The following is a 3,259-nucleotide window of genomic DNA, read 5'->3' as shown; positions in this document are numbered from 1 at the left end:
GGATGAACCGCCAGGGCTGTTGGTCGGCGGGGGTCTTGGCCTGCACGGCAGCCATTGGCCCCAGCGCCAGGATCGCACCCAGCAGGCTCATGTGCAGCGGGGGGAGTACAGTCTTCATGTGGGCGTCCTTCTTTTTATAGTTATGCAATGTGTTCACGCGGCCCGCTCGGGCTCAGCGGGTCCTTGGGTCGAACACCTTGTACAGGGCATCGCTGATCAGGTTGAGGGCGACGAAGATCAGGCCGATCACCAGCACGCAGCCCATCACCGCGTTCATGTCACCGAGCATCAGGCTGCTGGTGAGGTACTGGCCGAAACCGGGCCAGGCGAACACGGTCTCGATCAGTACCGCACCTTCGAGCAGCGAGCCGTAGGCCAGCGCGACGACGGTCAGCAACTGCACGAGGATGTTGCGAAACGCATGGCCCCAGACCACCTGGCGCCGCGACAGGCCCTTGACCCGCGCTGTGATGATGTATTCCTGGGAGAGCTGCTCGAGCATGAAGCTGCGCGTCATGCGGCTGATATAGGCCACCGAGTTCAGCCCGAGGATCAGCCCCGGCAAGATGATGTGGCGCAGCGCACTGCTGAAGGCTTCCCAGTCACGCGCCAAGGCAGTGTCGATCAGCAGCAGGCCGGTCACATCGGGGACCATGCCGTCGTAGGCAAGGTCGATGCGCCCTGCCCCGCCGGCCCAGCCAAGCCAGGCGTAGAACACCAGCAGGCCCATCATGCCCACCCAGAAAATCGGCGTGGAGTAGCCGAACAGGGTGATGACCCGCGCCACATGGTCGCCCAGCCGGCCCTGGTTGCTGGCGGCGACCACGCCCAGTGGCAGGCCGATGAGGATGCCGAACAGGATCGCCAGCGTGGCCAGCTCGATGGTCGCCGGGAACACCCGCTTGATGTCGTCCAGCACCGGGTGGCCGGTGAGCAGCGCATTGCCGAAATCGCCGTGCAGCAAATCGTTGAGGTACAGCCCGAACTGGGTCCAGATCGGTTTGTCCAGGCCCATGGCCTGGTAGACCTGCTCATAGGTGGAGCTGTCGGCATCCGGACCGACCACGGCCAGCACCGGGTCCAGCGGCATCACCCGACCAATGAAGAACGTCAGCGCCAACAGGCCAAGCAAGGTCACCAGCACCGTGCTGGCCCGTCGGGCAGTGGCAGACACGCGGGTGCCCAGCACAGAGGCAGTCGAAAGCAACATAACAGGCTCCTGAAAAAGCGTTCAGCAAACACCGAGGCGTCAGGGGCGCGCACGCCCCCGTCCCGCTCATCGCGACTTGTAGACGTCTTTGTAACGGGTGGTGGCCGCGCTGTGGGCCTGATAGTTCTGCACGTCGTGGTACAGCACCACGGTGTCGGTCATCTGTGAAACCGGCAGGATCGCCCCAACCTGGGTGTCGAGCGTGTTCTGGATCTGCTGGTACTGGGCCAGCTGGCGGGCCTTGTCGGGTTCGACTTCGGCCTGCTCGATCAGGCTGTTCAGCTCGGGGCTGTAGAACGAGGTGCGCCAGCCCTGGAAGTTGCTCAGCTTGGCTTCGTCACGGTTGTCCGGGTTGTACACAAGGGTGCGCAAGCTCGAATGCGGGTGGCGCTCGGCACCGCCGCCGCCACGGCCAACCAGGATGTCGAAGCTGCGTTCGCGCATGGCGCCGTAGATCTGGTTGCCGGTACCGGTGACGATGGTGGCCTGTATACCCGCCTGGGCCAGGGTGGCCTGCAGGCTGGAGGCGATGTTGATGAAGGGCGGCTCGGTGAGCACGCGGATGGTGGTCTTGAAGCCGTTGGGGTAACCGGCTTCGGCCAGCAGTTGTTTCGCCTCGGCCACGTTCAGGCGGTAGCCTGGGTCGTCCAGGCGTGCCGGCAGGCCCAACGGCAGTGGGCGCTGGTTGAGCTGGCCGTAATGCGGCATGACGGTCTGGTTGATGCCCTGGTAGTCGATCAGCGAGCGTACCGCCTTGCGCACGCGGGCGTCGTCGTAGGGCTTTTGCTTCACGCTCAGCGCCACATAGTAGAGGGTGCCGCGCTGCACGGTCTCGGTGCGCACCTTGTCGGACTTCTCCAGCGCTTCGATGTCCGGGGCGGACATGCCTTTGGCCAGGTCCAGGTCGCCGCGCTCCACCATCAGCCGCAGCGACTGCGATTCGGTCATGTTGCGCATGACGATGCGCTTGAGCTTGGCCGGGCCACCCCAGTAACCGTCGAAACGGCTCATCAGGATCACATCGTTGGCGCGCCAGTCATTGAGGATGAACGGCCCACTGCCGGCAGCATGCGTGGTCAGCCAGGCGGCGCCGAGGTCATCGCCCTTCTGGTGCTGCTGGACCACCTTGCGGTCGAGAATGAAGGCACTAGGCGATGTCGCCAGGGTGTTGAGCACCAGCAGCGGGTCGGTCGGCCGCGGCAGCTCGAGGACGAAGGTGTGCGCATCACTGGCACGCATGTACTGGGCGACATTGCCTGCCGTGAAACCGTAAGCCTTCCAGGTCGAGGCCAAGGCCAGGTTGAGCTTGAGGATGCGTTGCAGCGACCAGACGACGTCCTCGGCACTGAAGGCATTGCCGGACTGGAACGTGACGCCCTCGCGCAGCTTGAACGTGAGGGTCTTGCGGTCATCGCTGACCTGCCAGCTTTGCGCCAGCGCCGGTATCAGTTGGTCCGGTTGCTGCGCATCCTGCACCAGCAGCATGTCGTACAGGTTGGCGTTGACCTCGGAAACGTCCAGCCCGGTGGCACCGGCTGGGTCCAGGGACAACAGGTTGATCATGCTCATGCCGACGATCAACTGGTCGGCGGGTGTCTTGGCCAAAGCAGTGGGTGCCGAGGTCATTGCCAGCGATGCGGCAAGGACCCCTGCCCAGAATGTGGGAAGTACGCTCATGTGAGATTGCCTTTTTATAGTTATTGGACTCTCGGGCGGCGCGCGCTGTCGCGCGCCGCCATGCACGGGTCAGAAGCGCTGCAATGTATGGGTCTCGACGTAGTCGAAGTCGATCTCTTCACCCAGGCCAGGCAGGTCCGACAGGTGGACGAAACCGTCCTTGTCCATCGGGTCGACCAGGCGTTTGAGGTAGGCCGGCACCTCGTCATAGTCGAGGAACGGGTGCAACAGGCCGCGCTCGTACCAGGTGCAGTTCTTGATGGCCCCGACCACGGCCAGGTTGGCTGCGCCGTTGCCGTGGATTTCGCAATCCATGCCGAACGCTTCGGCCATGTGCGCTACTTTCAGGCACGGTGCAATACCGCCGACCCC

The 3,259-nt window shown here is 63.9% G+C and carries 3 protein-coding genes; all 3 read right to left on the bottom strand.

Features of this window, described 5'->3' with window-relative positions:
• Nucleotides 1-172: 172 nt before the first annotated feature.
• Nucleotides 173-1,210, bottom strand: a complete 1,038-nt coding sequence (locus NP534_RS26330; RefSeq protein WP_033697928.1) for an ABC transporter permease — start codon at nt 1,208-1,210, stop codon at nt 173-175.
• A gap of 66 nt (nt 1,211-1,276) precedes the next feature.
• A complete protein-coding gene (locus NP534_RS26325) occupies nt 1,277-2,836 on the bottom strand; it encodes an ABC transporter substrate-binding protein (RefSeq protein ID WP_274100672.1) in 1,560 nt (519 codons plus the stop codon).
• Between the two features lie 120 nt (nt 2,837-2,956).
• A partial coding sequence (locus tag NP534_RS26320; protein ID WP_274100671.1) for an enolase C-terminal domain-like protein occupies nt 2,957-3,259 on the bottom strand: 303 nt, incomplete at its 5' end.

This window comes from Pseudomonas sp. 39004 (genome assembly GCF_028682155.1).
Taxonomy (GTDB): Bacteria; Pseudomonadota; Gammaproteobacteria; order Pseudomonadales; family Pseudomonadaceae; genus Aquipseudomonas; species Aquipseudomonas capeferrum.
This window is presented reverse-complemented; position numbering and strand designations above follow the sequence as displayed.

Coding starts and splice junctions, on each gene's coding strand:
- NP534_RS26330 (WP_033697928.1), bottom strand. CDS start 1,210: ATGTTGCTTTCGACTGCCTCTGTGCTGGGCACCCGCGTGTCTGCCACT.
- NP534_RS26325 (WP_274100672.1), bottom strand. CDS start 2,836: ATGACCTCGGCACCCACTGCTTTGGCCAAGACACCCGCCGACCAGTTG.